Below are 17,052 nucleotides of genomic sequence, written 5' to 3'. Positions count from 1 at the left end.
GATAACATGTCAATTTACAAAATTGGTGAGGTTGTAAAAATCAACGATAATTAATTTAGCGGAACCCTAATTTGAGCGATGAGGAGGTACGATTAATGAAGGTCCTAGTTGTCGGTGCAGATCGTCTTGGTAAAATACCGTTAGTGCTTAGACAAGAAGGTGTTGAGGAAATAATTCATTGGAGCGGTCGTAATAAATCATCTTGCAAAAAGGTTGTGCCAAAGAATATAGAGAAAGTTATTGTCTTTTGCGACTATATAAATCACAATACGATGAGTAGTGTAAAACGACAGGCTAAAGTTATTGGTATTCCCGTAATTTATAGCAAACGAGCCCTCTCTAGATGCGCTCCCAGGAACAGGTGATGTGCGGTTAACCCGATTTCTGAAGTACCGTGATCAATATACTAGACTATTTAACAAAAATGTTAAGAATCTGTGACGTGGGCGGTATAATGACAACTCTATACTTTGCTTAACAACGTAGAAAGAGAAAATAGCCCTATTTTATCTGAAATGTAAAAAAGTTTTTTTACCTACCCTCAAAAAATAGTCTGCCTTAACGAATAACTGGATGAGACAAAACATTGTTGTAATCAAAGATTGAAAATGGAAGGATGATTTTTCATGAGAAACATTAAAAACACATTCTTGGTAAGTGCCTTATCACTTGGTTTAATAGTTGGTGCAGTCGGTGTGGCCGGCGCTGCCACCTCCACGGACTATCAGCAGAAGATAGCCGAATGGATTAAAAACGATCCTAATCCAATGGTCATGAACACGAATTCCGGTGTTGCTCCGGCTGTTGCACAGACTGTTGCTCCGGCTGCTACTCCAGCTGTTGCTCCGGCCGCTGCTCCGGCTGCTACTCCAGCTGTTGCTCCGGCCGCTGCTCCGGCTGTTGCTCCGGCTGTTACTCCAGTTGCTGCTCCGGTTGCTACCCCAGCAAGTACCCCTGTAACCGTTCCCGCAAAAACCGTTACCCCTGCACCCGTCACCACAGGGCAACCCAATCAATATCATTATAATGATGGACATTCTAATATGAATCCCCAACAACACCAACAATTGCATAATAGTATGAACGGAAATGGTTATAACACTAATCACAACGAGAACCATAATACTAATATGTCTGAGAATCATATGTCAGGTAGCCAATCTGGTCATGAATGATAAAACTTGCTGATAAGTTAAACTGGGCGAAATGCCCAGTTATTTTTTTGCCTTATATTTGAATTTGTTTTATGAACTTAAAATGTTACAAAAATGTTAATCTACCGTGATTTTCCTGTAAAGAAACTTGTTTATACTATAAAGACAATGGAAAGGAGGTGCAATGAAATGAAAAGAAGGTTATCAATTATTTTTGCTTCGGTATTTATTCTCGCTTTGGTTGCTGTTCCTACATATGCAGCTATTTCGGATCAACAAAAAGCGGAAATCGATGCACTCAACAAACAAATAACAGAGACTCAGAAGCAGATCGTGGATAAATATGCAGAAGCAGGAGAGATCTCAAAGGCTCAGGCAGATGCCACAAAAGCCAACATCGACGCTACTGCCCAATATCGTCAACAGTTTAGCCAACAACAGGGTCAGATTGCGCCAAATCCTGGGTTTGCTCCAGGTTATGGCAACGGTTACGGTCATGGATGTGGTTGGGGCGGAGCTAGTTACTATGGAGGAATGTGGTAAGAACTTCGCTTTAGAAAGATCCATATAGAGAGCGAACACGGGGAACCCATTTAGGGTTTTCCGTGTTTTATGTTATGTGTTTAAAGATTATTTTTCTGATTTCTTGAGTATTAGTAGGGTTAACAAACTCTTTAGGCAAGTGCTTGTTATTAAATTGGGCCGATCGCAAGCTGAATTTACGGGTGGAGTAAAAAATAAGCGAGAGTAATTGTTTTGGTAATAGTTGAGCTGATAACTTATAATAGAAATATATAAAATATGCTATTATAAAGGGTTGAATTTTATGTTTAATACAATAATTCTATTTCTTCTAGCTGGGTTAGCAGAAATCGGTGGGGGATATTTAGTTTGGCTTTGGTTACGTGAGGCCAAGCCAGTATGGTACGGAATTATCGGTGGACTTATTCTTGTGCTATACGGGATAATTCCTACCTTTCAAAAGTTTCCTAGTTTTGGAAGAGTGTATGCTGCCTACGGTGGTGTTTTTGTTATTCTTTCAGTGCTTTGGGGTTGGGGTATAGATCGTAAAACACCTGATGTTTACGATTGGATTGGAGCTTTAATCTGTATGATTGGTGTCTCTGTAATGCTCTGGGCACCAAGGCAATAGTAACGAAAATATGCAAGAGGATATGGGCTGAATCGGATCAGTGAAGAAAGAAATAACTTCATGGTCACTTATAAGCAATTGGCCGTCGAGTCCACCTTGAGTAGTATTATTGGAAGGGGGTTTTAATGTGGAAGACAGGTTAAAGATCCTCGTAGTGGATGATGACCCTTTAATTAGGGAATTAATACAGGTTTATTTGGAAGAAGAATTCATGGTTATTCATGCTGAAAATGGTCTTCAGGTAATAGAGAAAGTCCAAACGGATAAACCCTCTTTAGTGTTGTTAGATATAATGTTGCCAGTACTAAATGGTTGGGAAGTCTGCAAGCAGATAAGGACCTTCTGTCAAGTGCCAATTATCATGGTTTCAGCAAAAGGAGAAGAAATCGATAAAATACTTGGCCTTGAATTAGGAGCGGAAGATTATATAACGAAGCCCTTTAGTCCCAGAGAACTCTTGGCTAGGGTTAAAGCGCAAATTAGAAGAAGCTTAATAGGTAAGGAAGCAAAAAAAGGATTTGCGGAGTCCACCGATACAGGGAATAGTATTTCCGATGATTTTCTTAACTTACCTGGGCTTCATATTAATTTTAAAAAGTATCAGGTTCTCTTAAACGGGCTGGAGGTTGAATTAACCGCTAAGGAATTTGATTTATTGGCTTTTTTAACCCGCAATAGGGGGCAAGTCTTTACTCGGGAACAATTATTAAATAAGGTTTGGGGTTTTGACTATGCAGGCGATACTAGGGCAGTCGATTCAGCTATAAAACGGCTGAGGAAAAAAATCAATAATGAAGAAAAAAACCACATTTTCATTCATACAGTGAGGGGAATTGGGTATAGCTTTGAGGTGCCAAATCAATGAAAACCATTTTTACGAGGCTGATTGGCTCCTATACCCTTATCGTCGTAATAAGTTTGGTTGTCATAGGGGTAAGCTTATCGTTTATGTTTAATAACTACCTTTTTGAACAGAAAGAAAGGGAGCTAACTATTAAAGGGCAGGATATGGCCCAGGTGGTTAAGCCCTTTCTCGTTGAAAAAGTGGACCCCCATGATTTTGTCAATCTGGTTAACCGTTTGGACTTGAACTTGGGGACTGAGGTCTGGGTAGTCGATAAAAAAGGAGCGGTTATAGCTGCCGCCGCAAATCATGACTACTGCGAAGGGAATTATTTAGAGGCTTCAGAACTTAGCAACCTGCAATCAGGCAGTATATCTGTACGTAAAGGGCAATCTCAATATTTTCAGGAACCAGTTATTCGGGTAATAATCCCTATTTTACAAGAGGAAAGGGTAATCGGGGCCATAATTCTTTACTCTCCAATTCAAGGAATTAATAAAGCTTTAGCCAGCCTTTCTCAAATGGTCTTGACAGCGGGGATTATTTCGTTAGCCATTGCTTTTCTAATAGGGGTAATACTATCGAGGCGTCTTTCTAGGCCTATATTGACCATTACCGAAGCTTCAAAATCAATAGCAAAAGGTCAAAAGCAGGTCACTGTTCCGACGGATACGAGAATTGAAGAAATAAACCAGCTAGGAAAAACTTTTAACGATATGTCGAGTAAGGTTGAAGCCAATGAGGAAAGAATGAAAGAATTTGTTGCCAATGTATCTCACGAATTAAGAAGCCCCTTAACCTCGATCAAAGGATTTGTTGAAGCATTAATTGATAACAAGGGCAAAACCCCCGAGGCCCAGCAAAGATTTCTAACGATTATTAATGATGAAACCGATCGGATAGCTCAGTTGGTTAATAACCTTCTAATTTTGTCCAGATCAGAAGAGGAGATTCCTCTGTACCCTGAGAATATCGAGCTAAAAGAGTTTATTAAAAATGTGTTAACAAGCTTCAATGCAAGGGTTGGAGAAAATTCTATCAGTATTGAAGTCATATCTGAAGAAAAATCTATTTTCTTAAAAATCGATAGAAATTCCTTCAAGCAAATCATAGTAAACTTAGTGGATAATGCTCTTAAGTATTCACCACAAGGCGGAAATGTATCGATATTGTTAAAAGAGTGTGCGGAAATGATTAGCATATCAATAAGTGACTCTGGGCTCGGAATTCCTGAAAGAGATCTGCCCCATATTTGGGACAGGTTTTACCGAGTAGATAAGGACCGAAGCCGTGAAACGGGTGGTACAGGTCTAGGATTAGCCATTGTTAAACAGTTAACTGAAAAAAATGGCGGCCAAGTAGAGGTAGAAAGCGTCCTAGGCAAAGGTTCTACTTTTAGCGTAAGATTCTAAAAAATTGATGTAAACTGAAAAGCTAATTAGCTCATAATAAAATCAAACCAGGCAGCAGTTATCTGGTTTTTTCTTTTTGGCTCAGTTATATTCTACTGTTGATTTTCTCCATGACTAATAGGGTTTACCCCCTATTAGTACACTTTTCACCATTCTGCTATTGTCAAATTAGGTAGCAGTAATCGGGTCCCCGATAATCTTTGCCAAATCATCCAATATTGTTTTATTGCTTCCGATATAACCTACAATTATTCTGCCTTGTAGATAAAAGTGAGGCTTATCAATCCAATCAATCATACTGTTGCCAATTTGTCCATCGCTAGTAATTCTTTGTGATTCGGATTTTGCAGTGGCGTTATCTGTAAACTCGTAGATAAAAATAAGGTCGCCATTAACCTTGATAGATTTTGCAGTCACACTGAAGAACTTAATCTCATTCTGAGAGGGTTGTAGTTCCTCAAGCGAGTAACCTTTTGCTCTCATGGCAGTGGTAAAAGTATCATAATCGATAGCGTACTGAGCAGTAACCGTATTTCCCTTTGATTCAATTTGTGGACTAACCCCAGAATTAGAGCAACCTGACACAATCAATGCAAGTATAAGCATCACTAAAACGATTCTAAGTTTCTTCATAACACACTCCTTCTAGTTATTTAAGACGAAGTAACAAGACATAATCTGACGTTTATGCAACACTAAATTCCGATAATCGTAATGAACGATATGTTTATTTTACGGGAAACAAACAGCATAACCGGCAATACCAATCCGTAGCTGAGGAAAATACCAGAAGATTAATCTTAAAATCCATAGGGTTACGAGTTTTCATCCAATGTCACCGTTCCTTTGGTCCCATCTACAGTAACCATCTGTCCGGTTTTGATGGAACGGGTGGCTGAGCGAGTGGCCATGACCGCCGGGATGCCATACTCGCGAGCTACAATACTGCTGTGGCTGAGCGGCCCTCCGATATCGGTGACGACTGCGGAAGCCGATGCAAACAATGGAGTCCAGGCCGAGGTGGTCGTTACGGCAACCAATACATCGCCAGGTTTGAGCTTGCTAAAATCTCCTGAACCAAATATAACGTAAGCCGGAGCAGTTACGATACCGCCGCTGGTGCCCACACCTTTCGCACCACCGTGCTGCCTTTTTTTCGCCCTCTTCTCCATGAAGTAATTTTGACCAGCGGGTTTTTTCCGTCTTGGAAAGACCTCTTATGACTGCTCGTGGAGAAGGCAAAAGCTATATTTACGCCAACTGTAATCCTAAGTATGCTCAGTATGCACTGACAATTCTAAGGACCTTTTATAATTTCTGTCTGACGGTAAAGACTAAGAATGGTGCAGTTGAAACGCCAGCTCAGCGTCTTGGGATTATCAATAAAGTTTTTACACTGAGAGACATAATATACTTTAAGTAGATTATGCAATGAAATAGGTGAAGCAGTTGAGACATATCAAGTTAATTCTAATTGTGATTATTCTCGTTGTAGCTGTAAGCACTTTGGAACGATTGAATAACTGGCTAGGCTATCTTGCTTTATTCATCGCAATAGTCTTTATCCGCAAACTCGAAGATAAGTGGTTCAAGTAATAATCAATAAAATTACGAGAGGAATTAGCTATGATACTTCTCTACGTTTTTATGCTAATTGTTGGAATAGGGTTCGTTATTTGGGGAGTAAAAATATGGAGAACGAACTCTGTTCGCGAAAATATCTGGGATTCGATCCTTTCACTTATCATAGGAGCATTTGATTCTTCGGTTTTAGGAATGTTATTATTTGGTCTGTTATTGATCTTCCTAAGCCTGATGAAATTGATTTACGGTGTTAACTGGGGAATTGATCAGTAAAGGTTGGGCCTAAAAGAAAGTGGATTTAAATGTATTCTAGAAAGCAGAGCAGGCCTGTCTATGCTTCCCCGAAGGCCTTTTCCTTAATAAGATATTAAAAAACCGAAAGATTAGATAACTCTGATCACCTTAGAAAAGCAAAACACATTAGATCACCTTGACAGAAACCTAAAGAAAAAATGAAGGGTGAGAATAAAAGATGATAGTTTTAAAATGGACTGAGGTTAATAGAAAAGGTCAATTGGTGGGCAAGGAGAAAGAGTTCAAGAACAGGGAGGTACTGCAAAAGTTCATACTAAAGCTCCAGGGAAAGGAAAACTTCATTAGTGTCGATGGGAGTAGTGAGAAAATACCGAGGGAACAGGGTGGAGTAGATTTTATATACTTCAACCACCCCTGTGATTAGCAAAGCCTATGGCCCTTTTTCATGGCATCCATGCCGATAGCAATTATACGAAACTGCTAGGTCATAAATTTTCAAAAGGAGGAGTAATTTTGAGACTGATAATAAATTTGCTAGATACCATCGTACTGGCAATGGTATCTATTTTTGCTTTTAAAGAATCAAAAATTAAAGGTGCGCGGCGTCAATTATTCCTAATATGCTTAGTCTACGTGACGATCTTTGACTTAGTTGATCCCTTTTACCCTGTGGAGAATGTAGTGTTCCAATTCTTCTGGTTGGTAGCGGCTGCTATTGTTGGAATTGTGCTTTTTCCTTACCTATTGCGAATTATTAAAAGTGACATTGGTAAGAGGTTTAGGCGGTAGAAGAGGCAACTTTTATGATATAGTTTTAGAAATAAATTTCTAAAACATTGAAAAATTTTATTAGTTCAGTTCATTTCCGTATGACGTCAGCCTAAAAAATGACCGGAGTTTGATACGTGATTATCTCAGTGGAATCTATAACACCGTGCTCCTCAAAGATGTTGTGTCGAGGAAAAGAATATCTGATGTGATGCTGCTTGAGAGCGTTATTCGTTTCTTGTTTGATAACATAGGCAACCGTTGGTCAACAAAAAAAATCAGTGACACAATGACTTCCGATGGAAGAAAAATCTCAACCCATACAGTAGTTGACAGCTATCTCTCTGCGCTAATCGATAGCTATATCATCTATCATGCAAAACGCTATGATGTTAAGGGTAAGCAGATTCTCAAAACGCAGGAAAAATATTATATCGTTGACATTGGTCTGCGGTACTATCTTTTGGGCAATAAAGGCGCAGATATGGGTCATATTCTCGAAAATGTGGTCTATTTAGAGCTTCTCCGTAGGGGCTACGAAGTGTCTATAGGGAAGGTAGATGATATGGAGGTGGATTTCATCGTATCGAATAATGATGGGATTGAATACTACCAAGTAGCTGCTACTGTTAGAGATGTAGATACCTTGGATAGAGAACTTAAGCCATTAAAGAAAATTGCCGACCATTTTCCAAAATATCTCCTGACGTTGGATGACGACCCTCCCACTTCCCATAACGGGATTCGTCAAATCAACGCACTTGATTTTTTACTGAACTGAACAAAAGCGCATTATAAAACAGGCGGTTTTTAACATAGGTATGTTAGAAGCCGTCTGTTTTTCTGCTAAAATCCTGAGAATTGGTGTGTTGGGACTACTGTTTCATTTGCAAAATGGTGTAATTATAGTTCATTTTCTATTTCGGATTTTCTGTAACCGTTTATTCAGCCTTTTGGATAATATTTTCCCAAACAAAAATTGTTTCAAAGGTGACGGAGTATTGTTGTATTTTTCGAAAAAAAGCTCTGGCGAATCAAAAATGCCAACATCATCGGTAATTGCAAGGCTTTGGCTGTAGGTATCTTTACCTACAAAGCAAAAGTTATCCGCACAGTTGTTTTTTACGGCAATAGCGTAACCGTAGTAGCCGCCATCACGCTTTTGCAGTTTATCTTTAACCGCATTGTAATAGCTCTTATCAGGAATAACACCCTCAAGTGCTATCCAGTTGCCGTTATAGTACACTTCTACCCATGTGTGGCTTACTTTAGCAGGGGCCATCAGGTAGGTTAAGCCCACCAGTGCACCCTTTTGCATAGTTTTATCAATCAAAAAACCATGTATCCTTGTTGGTATGCCAACGCCCCTAAGTAAGGCCATAAGTAAGGTGGATTTGGTGTTGCACTGACCATAACCCTGCTCAAAAATTTCAGATGCCTTAAATTCGTCCTTTGAATTGTAGCCAAAAACGATTTCGTCCTTCACATAGTTATAAATTTGTTTGATTATTTCAAACTCGTCGTTTTTAGCCCATTTTCTCTCGGCAATAAGCTGTTGTATCTTTGGATGATTATAATCTAATAAATGCGTTTCCTTTAAATAGTTTTTCAAACTAACGCCTCCTTTTATTAGATTATAAGTCTTTTAGTATGTGGTTACTTTCAAAAAAACGCTATCTTCGCTCAATTCTCTTGCAGACATCCCCAAGGTCTTTTTACATACCGCCGCAAAGTGTGATGAACTGTCAAAGCCTGCCATGTTTGCGGCCTCGGTTATGCTTTTGCCAGAAAATATGTAGAACAACGCTTTTTGTAATTTATGTAACACTATATACGAGCTTAAGCGCATACCTGTTTCCTTTTTAAATAAATGGGATAATCGGCTTTGCGATAAAAACACGCTTTTTGCCATTACTTCAAGGTTGTGCTCCGGATTGGTACAGGTTGTAATTTGAGAAAGCAGGCTTGTAATTCTCTCGTCCATAGCGGTGTTGACGTCTGTGCTTATCTGCAATACTTGGAGCAGTTGTGTATAAAACTTAAGGTAATTCTCTTTATCCAGAATAGGATAATACTGCTGCAGTAAGCACCGGATTAAGTTTATTAGCTCATCCTCAATAACATAATACAACTGCCCCCTTAAATACTTCTGGTTCAGTTGTTTCTCAATGACAGAGGTGTTATCAATTAAAAAGAAAATTTGTGCATCTTGATTACTATAAAAGGTGTGATTTGTATTTGAACTTATAATGATGCCCTTGCAGGTAAACTGTTTTTCAGCAACTGATATACTAAACTCATTGTGAAAGGAAATAGATATTTGAAGCATAAGATGGTTATGAATATTTGCATCAATTTTATCTGTAATAGCAGCAATATGGCCATTGCCAGCATAAACATACATCGTCGTCAACTCCTTTGTCTATAACCCTAATATAAATAATCCCTATTTCATTTTAAAATACAAGTGTGTACTAAATTAATAGTAATTATAGTTTATCATAATGCGGCCTCCAAACATCCATATTCCCTTTATATAACCTATCTACAAAAATATATTAATTCACAACATTGACTTAAAACATAGCCTTCGTTTAAATGTTACATTTCTGACAAACGTCTGACATACTCCTGACACATGACTAAGGTAAGTTTATTTAGTAGATTTAAATCTTGGAGGTATGAACTATGAGGCAATACAAAGCGAAACAATGGATTTTTGCACTGATGATCCTTCTTAGCTTAGTTATGGGTACAAAAACTGCTTTTGCTGAAACGGCTAAACTTGAAATTATTAATATGGATATTAATGTGATGCCAGAGTTCGATACACCGGATATCTTAATAATTTATTCTGTCGACTTTAAAAATACGTCAGACCAGCCCTATTCAGGTGAGTTTGTCTGGAATCTTCCTAAGGGTTCAAAAAAATATACGGTAGCAGATAAGAGTAAGGGAGATAATCATGTCGAACCCACGATAAAACAAGGCGAAAAAAATGATCAGATTGTCTGGAAGTTTCCTACCCCATTACAGCCCGGTGAAATAAAGTCCGTTCAAATAGAGTATTATTACAACAATTTGCAGGGTAACCCGGATAAAACCTTCGCTTACGAATATATTCCTGAATATTCTATCGCCCAGGCCGAAGTAATCGTATTCCAGCCCAAAAAAGCCTCGAACATGGTGGTCACCCCTGATTTTGGACAAGTACAAACTGGGTACGATGGCTTTAGCATTTACAAGAAAGAATTTAAGAACCTAAAACCGGGAGATAATGTACAAATAAAGGCCAGCTACACTAAGTCTGATCCCAACCCCTCGGTTGCCCCCCAAAGCGAGCAGCAAGGCCAAAGTGGTCAGTCGACTCAATCACCACAGAGTAAAAGGACTAGCGCTGCTGTTGTATTGTTCTTCTTAGCCGCTTTTGTAGCAGTCCTAGGGCTTATCATCTATAAAGCGATGAATAGTAAGCATAATCCTGCAAATCGAAACAGTGAAGAGGATTTTGAGGATTATGAAGATGATGAGTTTGTAATTGATAAGGAAATTAGGAAAATACAAAATTCAAATAAAAAACAATCAAGCAACAGCAAACTTAAGGCAGAAAAAAAGAAATTAAGAGAGGCCTTGTTAAGTGGAAGGATTAGCGAGGAAACCTATCATCAATTATTAGCTGAACTTAACGAAGAGGAAGATTCTTAGGAGGAGGGAGGATAATGCACAAGAAGATAAAGCTTATACTAGCCCTTTCTGTTCTTCTAGGTGCCTTTGGCTATCTAATGTTTAGTAGTTTTAACAATGCCAAAACGTATTACATGACCATTAATGAAGTGACGGCTAGCGCAGATAAAGGAAGATTAGGAGAACAAAATCTTAAAGTAAGTGGTAAATTAGTTGGCCAAAGTGTTAAATGGGACCCCTCAAAGGTGGAATTAAGGTTTGAAATAATCTCAGAAGATCAAAAAGAAACTATGCCTGTTTTATATAAAGGAGTTAAGCCTGATAATTTTAATGATGGAATTGATGTCATAGTGGATGGGAAATACACCGTTGAACAAATTTTTCTAGCAGATAAAGTCATGACTAAATGTCCTTCAAAATATGAAGAACAAAAATAAATAAGAAATCGGGAGGACAAAAGTGTGGCCAGTATAGGTACTATTGGTTCGTTGATTGCCTTAGGGCTAAGTCTATATTCTCTAATTGCTTTCTACTTGTTTAATAGTAATAAAGGACTGAAATATCTTCTAAGTGCTAAAAATGCAGTCTATGGAACGGCACTTTTCACGACGATTAGCGTAGTGGCTATGCTTTATGCTTTGATGACTGGCGATTTCTCGATAGAATATGTAACTCAATATACAAGTCAGGATCTGCCTACAATCTATAAACTGTCAGCCCTGTGGGCAGGAAATGCTGGTTCACTACTATTTTGGGCTTGGATACTTGTTTTGTTAGCAGCCATTGTTACGGCATCTAAAGAAAATAAAGAGTTTATTCCCTACGCCAGCCCTATCATGATGGTGGTCAGTGTATTCTTCTTGTTTATGATTAATTTTGTTTCTCAGCCCTTTGCCCAGTTAATAAACCCGCCACTTGATGGGATGGGTATGAACCCTATGCTTCAGAACCCGGGGATGGTGATTCATCCAGTAACCTTATATCTGGGTTATGTCGGCTTCACAGTCCCCTTTGCCTTCGCTATGGCAGCCCTCATTATGAAAAATCCCGGTGACCAGTGGATTAAATTAACTAGAAAATGGACACTTATTTCATGGTTGTTTTTAACACTGGGTAATTTATTTGGAGCCCAGTGGGCTTATGTAGAACTAGGCTGGGGAGGGTACTGGGCCTGGGACCCCGTAGAAAATGCTTCGTTAATGCCTTGGCTAACCGGTTCTGCTTTCCTTCATTCGGTCATGGTTCAAGAACGCAAAAATATGCTCAAGATATGGAACATGGTCCTAATTATCGTTACCTTCGGCTTAACACTCTTTGGCACATTCTTGGTACGAAGTGGAGTGGTCGCCTCGGTCCATGCCTTTGGTAGTTCTAGCCTGGGAGCTTACTTCCTCATATTTACTTCTTTAATCATTTTAGCGGCCTTATATCTGGTAGCTGACAGAATCAACCTGCTTCGACAAGGAAATCAATTTGAATCCTATATCTCTAAGGAAAGCAGCTTCTTGTTAAATAATTTACTCCTCGTGGGTTCAGCCTTTAGTATCTTTTGGGGAACTGTATTCCCCATTGTCTCAGAAGCGGTAGTGGGCCAAAAAATTGCCGTGGGAATCCCTTTCTTTAATCAGGTCAACGCGCCCATAGGTCTAGCATTTACTTTGCTCATGGGAATTTGTCCATTGATTGCTTGGCGGAAGGCCAATTTCGATAATATCGCTAAAAATTTCATGTGGCCATGGATCATTGCGATAATAGGTTTGTTAGTGATCGTTTTTATAGGCGGAATTACCAAGCCTTACGCTTTAATTGCCTATACTATCAGCGTTTTTGTAATCTCTTCCACCCTCCAGGATATTCTAAAAGGTGTGCGGGTAAGGAAAAAACTTACTGGAGAAAACCTTATAGTATCTTTAATAAGGCTATTAAGCAAAAACAGACGACGCTATGGTGGCTATATAATTCATATGGGAATTGTAATGATGATTATTGGGATCACAGGCTCAAATATTTTTAACAGTGAAACTATCAAAACTTTTAAGCCAGGAGAAACTGCAGTTGTCGAAGGCTATACTATCTCCTTTAAGGGACTCCAGCAAATCACAAGGGATAATATGGAGGTTGTTTACGCAAATTTGAGCGTGATCCACAATAATAACTATATGGGAAATTTACAAGTGGAAAAGGTTTTTTACTCAAAATCAGAACAACCCATGACGGAACCAGCAATTATCTCAACGTTTAAAGAAGACTTGTACGTTCTCTTAACAGGATGGGAGGATGACGGATCAGCAATTTTTAAAATCCATATTAACCCTCAGATAAAATGGCTGTGGACCGGGGGATGGGTTATTGTAGTAGGAGTTATATTTGCTCTATGGCCCGGAAAGGGTAGTGGAGTTGGAAGCCGATATATTGGGAGAGGAGAGGTGTCCTATGGCAAGAGGGTTAGTTAGAAAGATAGGCCTAACCTGTTTAGTCTTGGCAAGCCTTGTACTTCTTAATATTTCCCCTGCTTTGGCAAGTGCGCAAAGCGATATTGAAAACAGCTTAATATGCCCAGCTTGTTTTGCCGAGAGTATGTCTGTAGCAGCTTGTCAAGATTCTACAGCCCAGCGAATTAAAGAAGAAATTCGCCAAAAACTTGCCTCAGGGCAGACCAAGGAACAAATTATTAAAACGTATGTGGATCAGTACGGAGAAAAAATCTTAACCAACCCTCCCAAAAAAGGTTTTAATCTAATGGCTTGGATTATACCGTTCCTGGGGATTGTAATGGGGGGAGCCTTAATATATTTGGCTCTAAGCAGATGGGTCAAAGTTCCAAGTGTAAAAAAAGGTCATGCAAAAATTAAACCGGGGGTTCTGGATGATTATTATGATGCCAGAGTAGAGGAAGAATTTAAGAAGTATCTATAAAGGAGGGGTCGGATTGGAAGCGGTTATAGGGTTAGTCATGCTTGCAGGCGCTTTAGTAATTATCGGATACCCTTTAATTCAGAAGGATATTCATAACTTGAAAGTTAAGACGGCGAAAAATAAACCCCTCGGCTATGAACAGCAAAAAGAAATAGTCATGTCCTCCATAGGAGAAATCGAATTTGACTTTAATATGAATAAGCTAACGGTCGATGATTATCAGGAATTGAAAGCTTTATATAAAGAAAAAGCTGTACGGCTACTCAAAGATAATGACAAAGTTTCTAGGGTAAACGAAATGGATCTGGTTAGAAAATTAGAAGAAGAAATCGAAGCTGACTTAAAAAGTCTTAAGGGATCAGATGCCGATGAAAAAGGTTAAAATGCTTCTGGTTTTAGGTGGCCTTACAGTTTTCTCCCTTCTTCCTGCTTTGGGGGTTCAGGCAACCCCCACCCTTACCTCAGGATACCAGGATAAAGTAGTGTTTCATACGCCGAGCCATATAGCAAAGTGGAATAAAGGCACGTTAAAGGGCTTTGATCCGCATGTCTTGGTAGCTTTTATTGGCTTAATGCTCGTTATTATTCCAGGCACCTTCCTATACAGAGGACGTAAAAACCAATCCAAGGCTCAAGAGCGAGAACCAAAAGTTGATGTGGCTAATGCAGAGATCAAAAAGCGAATAATTTTAGCCAAAACTAGCCAACTCGAAGAACAATTTGCCCAAGGGAAGATAAATCAGGAAGAATATACTAAGACGTTAACTAGTTACAAGGCTCTTCTTAAGAAAATGGAAGAAGAAGAGAGGGGAAAGACCATTGATAGAGGGGACTAATTTATGTAAAACTTATGGTAGAAAAAATGTACTAAGGGACATTTCAGTTAGGATTCCTACGGGAGAGTTCGTAGCGGTTTTAGGACCTAATGGGGCTGGGAAATCGACGCTCCTGAAAATACTGGCTTTAATTTCCAAACCAGATTCAGGAGAAGTTAAAATTGGGGACAAATCTTTAGTTGACATTAAAGATGAATTGAAACATAAAATTGGCATCATTTCACATAGCTCTTTCTTGTATCCAGAGCTTACAGCCTATGAAAATCTTCAGTTTTACGGACGTTTATATGGTATTGACAATCTGGAAGAGCAAATAATTACGATTATTAAAAAGGTAGGTCTCATATTAGCATTAAATGAGCCAGTCTATACCTTTTCACGAGGCATGCTTCAGCGACTATCCATAGCAAGGGCGTTAATTCATAACCCTGAGGTAATATTGCTGGATGAACCTTTTACAGGATTAGACCAGCAGGGCATAAGTTTACTTGAAGACGTATTAAAAGATCTAAAGTCTAGTTACAAAACGATACTCATGGTTACCCATAGTTTTGAACAGGGTATGGACGACGTTGATCGGATATTAATTGTCAATAAAGGCCAGATAGCAGCCGATTTTCCCACAGAGGATCTTCAAGCTGGAGATTTACTAAGAATCTACCATGAAAAGGTGGTCTGTTAAATGAGTAGGGCGCTGGCTTTAATCATGACCATTTTTAAAAAAGATTTGGTCAGCGAGCTCCGAGCTAAAGAATCTGTTATAACCATGGTTACTTTTTCGGTTCTGATATTAGTCCTATTCAGCATGGCTTTCGAACCGTCAAGACAGACTGTCAGGGAAATTTTGCCCGGACTTATTTGGATGAGTCTGATTTTTTCAGGAATTCTGGGTCTCAACCGTACCTATGCTAGGGAGAGATTTAATGACTGTTTAATAGGTATCTTGTCATCTCCAATTGCTCCTTACCACATTTATATCGGTAAAGCGGCAAGCAACCTGGTACAACTTCTTTTTGTGGAAATAATAACCTTTCCTTTGTATTTTATTTTTTATGATCTTGAAATTAAGGGATCTATAGGGATTTTGTTATTAACAATGTTACTCGGTTCGGTGGGCTTTATTTTAGTGGGAACCTTTCTTGCTGCGTTAACCAGTAATCTCAGGTCTAACGAAGCTCTGCTGCCGGTTATCCTATTTCCGTTACTTGTGCCAGTTTTATTGGCTTCAATAGAGGCAACTTCAGCAATTTTTGCTGGATTAATGCTTAAGCAATATCTTCCGTGGATTAAACTAATTCTGGTTTACGATATTGTTTTTCTAGTGGTGCCTTTATTGCTGTTTGATTACCTTATGGAGGTGGACTGATGAACTATACTTCTTTGCTGAAGAGGGTCCTGCTGGCTTTGACCTTTGTTTCAATGGGAGTTTCTTTGTATTTAGTGTTTGAATGGGTCCCCGTAGAGAGGCAAATGGGGCCAGTCCAGAAGATTTTTTATTTTCACGTTCCATCAGCATGGGTTGCGTTCTTCGCGTTTTTCATAGTTTTTATAGCAAGCCTAATGTATTTGAAAACGAAATCAGAACTATATGATATTATTGCCGGAAGCTCGGCCCAAGTAGGGGTTGTTTTTACGGCTATTGTGTTGATTACGGGTCCAATCTGGGGCAGGGCTTCGTGGGGAACCTGGTGGACATGGGACCCTAGGTTGACCACCACATTGATATTATGGTTTATTTATCTAGCTTATTTAATTATCCGTAATTCGGCGAAAGGGCATGAAAAAAATCTTAGACTAGCTGCTGTCTTTGGGATCATTGGATTCATAGACGTCCCTATCGTGTTCATGGCGGTTCGGTGGTGGCGAACCATCCATCCGGTCGTTTTTGAAGCCAATAACATTGGCCTGCCCCCCTCTATGCTTACTACCTTAATGGTATGCTTGTTAACCTTTACCTTACTTTATTTCGTACTACTATTAAAAAGCATTAAGATTGAGCAAGTGGAACGCAAAATACAAAATCTTAAAAGTGAGGCTCTTAAAGCCTATTAAGGAGGTTCCAATGGATTATTTGTTTTGGGGATATATAGTGATATGGGTATTACTATTTGGCTATGTCATTTACCTGGATTTTAGACAAAGAACTATTCAGGCACAGCTGAAACAGTTGGAAATGGTGTTAGGAGAAAAGTGAATCAGGAGCACAGCCGACAGAGAGTTTTAGTACTCATAGTCGGCTGTTTTTTAAAAGTTCGTTTATAAAACCCCCTAAGTTAATCATTGACTGTACGCAAAACAGTTGCGAGAAGCGCGAATGACAGAGCAAGAACTCATTGAGATTCTTGCTGTAATCGATTTTGTTGAGCGATGAACCACTTTAATAACGGCATGTAAAAGTATATTAGTTTTGTCAGAGTATCTGTAAAAGGATGCTCTTTTTTTGCTA

Annotated in this window: 24 protein-coding genes; 20 read left to right on the top strand and 4 right to left on the bottom strand. The window is 39.0% G+C overall.

Annotated elements, in window-relative coordinates; translation table 11 throughout:
* Positions 1-95: 95 nt before the first annotated feature.
* From ACYQ3Q_RS00775 to ACYQ3Q_RS00750, 6 genes are all read left to right on the top strand, one after another.
* Complete coding sequence (locus ACYQ3Q_RS00775) at positions 96-365, top strand: DUF2325 domain-containing protein (RefSeq protein ID WP_459926773.1); 270 nt, start codon at positions 96-98, stop codon at positions 363-365.
* Positions 366-626: 261 nt separating this feature from the next.
* Complete coding sequence (locus tag ACYQ3Q_RS00770; protein ID WP_459926772.1) at positions 627-1,175, top strand: hypothetical protein; 549 nt, start codon at positions 627-629, stop codon at positions 1,173-1,175.
* 168 nt (positions 1,176-1,343) lie between these two features.
* Positions 1,344-1,697 (top strand): YckD family protein, encoded by a 354-nt coding sequence (locus tag ACYQ3Q_RS00765; protein WP_459926771.1) that lies wholly within the window; start codon positions 1,344-1,346, stop codon positions 1,695-1,697.
* A gap of 283 nt (positions 1,698-1,980) precedes the next feature.
* On the top strand, positions 1,981-2,307 hold the full coding sequence (locus ACYQ3Q_RS00760; protein ID WP_459926770.1) for a YnfA family protein: 327 nt from the start codon (positions 1,981-1,983) through the stop codon (positions 2,305-2,307).
* A gap of 127 nt (positions 2,308-2,434) precedes the next feature.
* The gene (locus ACYQ3Q_RS00755) at positions 2,435-3,172 is read left to right on the top strand and encodes a response regulator transcription factor (protein WP_459926769.1); all 738 of its coding nucleotides are present in this window, start codon (positions 2,435-2,437) and stop codon (positions 3,170-3,172) included.
* On the top strand, positions 3,169-4,563 hold the full coding sequence (locus ACYQ3Q_RS00750; RefSeq protein WP_459926768.1) for a sensor histidine kinase: 1,395 nt from the start codon (positions 3,169-3,171) through the stop codon (positions 4,561-4,563). The genes ACYQ3Q_RS00755 and ACYQ3Q_RS00750 overlap by 4 nt, the downstream gene beginning before the upstream one ends.
* A 168-nt stretch (positions 4,564-4,731) precedes the next feature.
* Here the strand turns inward: ACYQ3Q_RS00750 and ACYQ3Q_RS00745 are convergent, their stop codons facing one another.
* Both ACYQ3Q_RS00745 and ACYQ3Q_RS00740 read right to left on the bottom strand, forming a co-directional pair.
* Complete coding sequence (locus ACYQ3Q_RS00745) at positions 4,732-5,196, bottom strand: hypothetical protein (protein ID WP_459926767.1); 465 nt, start codon at positions 5,194-5,196, stop codon at positions 4,732-4,734.
* A 182-nt stretch (positions 5,197-5,378) separates the two neighbouring features.
* Positions 5,379-5,735: a PEP-utilizing enzyme gene (locus tag ACYQ3Q_RS00740; protein ID WP_459926766.1), complete on the bottom strand. Its 357-nt coding sequence runs from the start codon at positions 5,733-5,735 to the stop codon at positions 5,379-5,381.
* Positions 5,736-6,003: 268 nt separating this feature from the next.
* Between ACYQ3Q_RS00740 and ACYQ3Q_RS00735 the strand changes: the two genes are divergently transcribed.
* From ACYQ3Q_RS00735 to ACYQ3Q_RS00720, 4 genes are all read left to right on the top strand, one after another.
* Positions 6,004-6,159: a hypothetical protein gene (locus tag ACYQ3Q_RS00735; RefSeq protein WP_156146518.1), complete on the top strand. Its 156-nt coding sequence runs from the start codon at positions 6,004-6,006 to the stop codon at positions 6,157-6,159.
* Positions 6,160-6,619: 460 nt separating this feature from the next.
* Entirely contained in the window at positions 6,620-6,826 is a 207-nt protein-coding gene (locus ACYQ3Q_RS00730; protein ID WP_034142094.1) for a hypothetical protein, read from the top strand.
* Positions 6,827-6,915: 89 nt separating this feature from the next.
* Positions 6,916-7,191 carry a hypothetical protein gene (locus ACYQ3Q_RS00725; RefSeq protein ID WP_459926765.1) on the top strand — a complete coding sequence of 92 codons (276 nt, stop codon included), beginning with the start codon at positions 6,916-6,918 and terminating at the stop codon, positions 7,189-7,191.
* Positions 7,192-7,354: 163 nt separating this feature from the next.
* Positions 7,355-7,951 carry an ATP-binding protein gene (locus ACYQ3Q_RS00720; RefSeq protein WP_459926764.1) on the top strand — a complete coding sequence of 199 codons (597 nt, stop codon included), beginning with the start codon at positions 7,355-7,357 and terminating at the stop codon, positions 7,949-7,951.
* Between the two features lie 129 nt (positions 7,952-8,080).
* Here ACYQ3Q_RS00720 and ACYQ3Q_RS00715 read toward each other — a convergent pair whose 3' ends face one another.
* Both ACYQ3Q_RS00715 and ACYQ3Q_RS00710 read right to left on the bottom strand, forming a co-directional pair.
* Positions 8,081-8,782: a transglutaminase-like domain-containing protein gene (locus tag ACYQ3Q_RS00715; protein WP_459926763.1), complete on the bottom strand. Its 702-nt coding sequence runs from the start codon at positions 8,780-8,782 to the stop codon at positions 8,081-8,083.
* A 33-nt stretch (positions 8,783-8,815) separates the two neighbouring features.
* On the bottom strand, positions 8,816-9,574 hold the full coding sequence (locus ACYQ3Q_RS00710) for a helix-turn-helix transcriptional regulator (RefSeq protein ID WP_459926762.1): 759 nt from the start codon (positions 9,572-9,574) through the stop codon (positions 8,816-8,818).
* Between the two features lie 284 nt (positions 9,575-9,858).
* Here ACYQ3Q_RS00710 and ACYQ3Q_RS00705 point away from each other — a divergent pair, with 284 nt between their 5' ends.
* Genes ACYQ3Q_RS00705 through ACYQ3Q_RS00660 form a run of 10 tightly spaced genes read left to right on the top strand, consistent with a single transcriptional unit; the run spans position 9,859 to position 16,800 of the window.
* Positions 9,859-10,875 carry a hypothetical protein gene (locus tag ACYQ3Q_RS00705; protein WP_459926761.1) on the top strand — a complete coding sequence of 339 codons (1,017 nt, stop codon included), beginning with the start codon at positions 9,859-9,861 and terminating at the stop codon, positions 10,873-10,875.
* Between the two features lie 14 nt (positions 10,876-10,889).
* The gene (locus ACYQ3Q_RS00700; RefSeq protein ID WP_459926760.1) at positions 10,890-11,291 is read left to right on the top strand and encodes a cytochrome c maturation protein CcmE; all 402 of its coding nucleotides are present in this window, start codon (positions 10,890-10,892) and stop codon (positions 11,289-11,291) included.
* A gap of 24 nt (positions 11,292-11,315) precedes the next feature.
* Positions 11,316-13,307: a heme lyase CcmF/NrfE family subunit gene (locus ACYQ3Q_RS00695; protein WP_459926759.1), complete on the top strand. Its 1,992-nt coding sequence runs from the start codon at positions 11,316-11,318 to the stop codon at positions 13,305-13,307.
* Positions 13,288-13,770, top strand: coding sequence for a cytochrome c-type biogenesis protein (locus ACYQ3Q_RS00690; protein WP_459926758.1), 483 nt, complete (start codon positions 13,288-13,290; stop codon positions 13,768-13,770). Before ACYQ3Q_RS00695 ends, ACYQ3Q_RS00690 begins: the two co-directional genes overlap by 20 nt.
* A gap of 13 nt (positions 13,771-13,783) precedes the next feature.
* Positions 13,784-14,152 carry a hypothetical protein gene (locus ACYQ3Q_RS00685; protein WP_459926757.1) on the top strand — a complete coding sequence of 123 codons (369 nt, stop codon included), beginning with the start codon at positions 13,784-13,786 and terminating at the stop codon, positions 14,150-14,152.
* Positions 14,139-14,606 (top strand): hypothetical protein, encoded by a 468-nt coding sequence (locus tag ACYQ3Q_RS00680; RefSeq protein ID WP_459926756.1) that lies wholly within the window; start codon positions 14,139-14,141, stop codon positions 14,604-14,606. Before ACYQ3Q_RS00685 ends, ACYQ3Q_RS00680 begins: the two co-directional genes overlap by 14 nt.
* Positions 14,590-15,288, top strand: coding sequence for a heme ABC exporter ATP-binding protein CcmA (gene ccmA / locus ACYQ3Q_RS00675; protein WP_459926755.1), 699 nt, complete (start codon positions 14,590-14,592; stop codon positions 15,286-15,288). The genes ACYQ3Q_RS00680 and ccmA overlap by 17 nt, the downstream gene beginning before the upstream one ends.
* Positions 15,289-15,972 carry a heme exporter protein CcmB gene (locus ACYQ3Q_RS00670; protein ID WP_459926754.1) on the top strand — a complete coding sequence of 228 codons (684 nt, stop codon included), beginning with the start codon at positions 15,289-15,291 and terminating at the stop codon, positions 15,970-15,972.
* On the top strand, positions 15,972-16,658 hold the full coding sequence (ccsA, locus tag ACYQ3Q_RS00665) for a cytochrome c biogenesis protein CcsA (protein WP_459926753.1): 687 nt from the start codon (positions 15,972-15,974) through the stop codon (positions 16,656-16,658). Before ACYQ3Q_RS00670 ends, ccsA begins: the two co-directional genes overlap by 1 nt.
* Positions 16,659-16,668: 10 nt before the next feature.
* Positions 16,669-16,800, top strand: coding sequence for a CcmD family protein (locus ACYQ3Q_RS00660; protein WP_459926752.1), 132 nt, complete (start codon positions 16,669-16,671; stop codon positions 16,798-16,800).
* The last annotated feature ends 252 nt before the right edge of the window (positions 16,801-17,052 follow it).

The sequence above is a fragment of the Desulfosporosinus burensis genome, assembly GCF_054657535.1.
Note: the sequence above shows the minus strand (reverse complement) of the source record. Positions and strands in the feature narration are given on the sequence as shown.

Excerpts from the sequence above, each read along its gene's own strand:
- ACYQ3Q_RS00775 (WP_459926773.1), top strand. The coding sequence starts at position 96 with ATGAAGGTCCTAGTTGTCGGTGCAGATCGTCTTGGTAAAATACCGTTA.
- ACYQ3Q_RS00770 (WP_459926772.1), top strand. The coding sequence starts at position 627 with ATGAGAAACATTAAAAACACATTCTTGGTAAGTGCCTTATCACTTGGT.
- ACYQ3Q_RS00765 (WP_459926771.1), top strand. The coding sequence starts at position 1,344 with ATGAAAAGAAGGTTATCAATTATTTTTGCTTCGGTATTTATTCTCGCT.
- ACYQ3Q_RS00760 (WP_459926770.1), top strand. The coding sequence starts at position 1,981 with ATGTTTAATACAATAATTCTATTTCTTCTAGCTGGGTTAGCAGAAATC.
- ACYQ3Q_RS00750 (WP_459926768.1), top strand. The coding sequence starts at position 3,169 with ATGAAAACCATTTTTACGAGGCTGATTGGCTCCTATACCCTTATCGTC.
- ACYQ3Q_RS00745 (WP_459926767.1), bottom strand. The coding sequence starts at position 5,196 with ATGAAGAAACTTAGAATCGTTTTAGTGATGCTTATACTTGCATTGATT.
- ACYQ3Q_RS00740 (WP_459926766.1), bottom strand. The coding sequence starts at position 5,735 with ATGGAGAAGAGGGCGAAAAAAAGGCAGCACGGTGGTGCGAAAGGTGTG.
- ACYQ3Q_RS00730 (WP_034142094.1), top strand. The coding sequence starts at position 6,620 with ATGATAGTTTTAAAATGGACTGAGGTTAATAGAAAAGGTCAATTGGTG.
- ACYQ3Q_RS00710 (WP_459926762.1), bottom strand. The coding sequence starts at position 9,574 with ATGTATGTTTATGCTGGCAATGGCCATATTGCTGCTATTACAGATAAA.
- ACYQ3Q_RS00705 (WP_459926761.1), top strand. The coding sequence starts at position 9,859 with ATGAGGCAATACAAAGCGAAACAATGGATTTTTGCACTGATGATCCTT.
- ACYQ3Q_RS00700 (WP_459926760.1), top strand. The coding sequence starts at position 10,890 with ATGCACAAGAAGATAAAGCTTATACTAGCCCTTTCTGTTCTTCTAGGT.
- ACYQ3Q_RS00690 (WP_459926758.1), top strand. The coding sequence starts at position 13,288 with ATGGCAAGAGGGTTAGTTAGAAAGATAGGCCTAACCTGTTTAGTCTTG.
- ACYQ3Q_RS00680 (WP_459926756.1), top strand. The coding sequence starts at position 14,139 with ATGAAAAAGGTTAAAATGCTTCTGGTTTTAGGTGGCCTTACAGTTTTC.
- ACYQ3Q_RS00670 (WP_459926754.1), top strand. The coding sequence starts at position 15,289 with ATGAGTAGGGCGCTGGCTTTAATCATGACCATTTTTAAAAAAGATTTG.
- ccsA (WP_459926753.1), top strand. The coding sequence starts at position 15,972 with ATGAACTATACTTCTTTGCTGAAGAGGGTCCTGCTGGCTTTGACCTTT.
- ACYQ3Q_RS00660 (WP_459926752.1), top strand. The coding sequence starts at position 16,669 with ATGGATTATTTGTTTTGGGGATATATAGTGATATGGGTATTACTATTT.